Here is a 745-nt window from a genome sequence, read left to right on the forward strand (position 1 = left end):
GTTACGTGTGGCAAACCAATGCGGCTCGAACAGCTTCTCAACGCTTCCCATACCCAAGGCATCAAAGCACATGTTCATAAATTGCCAATTCGCTGTACGGTATTCGGCTCCTCCACCTATATTATATACATGCCTCCAGAACTCTTCCGGCACATCGGGATTGCAGACATTGGCCAAGAGCCGGCCCGAATCTTCGGCCGTAACCCATTCGAGCACGCCGTTGAGCGGCTGATGAAACATGATGGGGTCAAGATTGTCGAGCAACTCGGGATAGAGAATTCCGGTCTGACGCAACGATACCCAGTACTTCAAACCTGCTTCAATGACTTCACGTTCAGCCAAAACTTTCGACAATGCATAGAAGTCATAGACGCTAATCTTGATAGGATCGCCCGTACGTCCCCAATGAATAGGGGCGTTTCTACCACCTGTCTCAGCCACAGTACCGATATAGACGAGTTTGATACTGTCTGGATCGGGTTGCGCCTTGATGGCTTTGATGATGTTTTTAACGGCTGTGACATTCACTTCAAGCGTACGTTCAGGGTGATAATCGGCTGCAGGAGAGACCATTCCTCCCACATGTAGCACGACATCTGCACCCTTAACACATCTCAACACGTCGTCATAGACGGTGAGATCTCCGTAGACTACGTTCACACCTTCCATTTTTTCATAAGGTGCGATGACCTCTTTGTCGTGCTCCGTAGGGAGCACGAGCAAGGTCAGATTGTACATATCAAGA

At 49.3% G+C, this 745-nt stretch carries 1 protein-coding gene; it reads right to left on the reverse strand.

Annotated elements, in window-relative coordinates; genetic code table 11:
* A partial coding sequence (locus HMPREF0645_RS12870; RefSeq protein ID WP_007175503.1) for an NAD-dependent epimerase/dehydratase family protein occupies positions 1 to 745 on the reverse strand: 745 nt, incomplete at both ends.

Origin of the sequence: Hallella bergensis DSM 17361, from assembly GCF_000160535.1 — a bacterium.
GTDB lineage: Bacteria > Bacteroidota > Bacteroidia > Bacteroidales > Bacteroidaceae > Prevotella > Prevotella bergensis.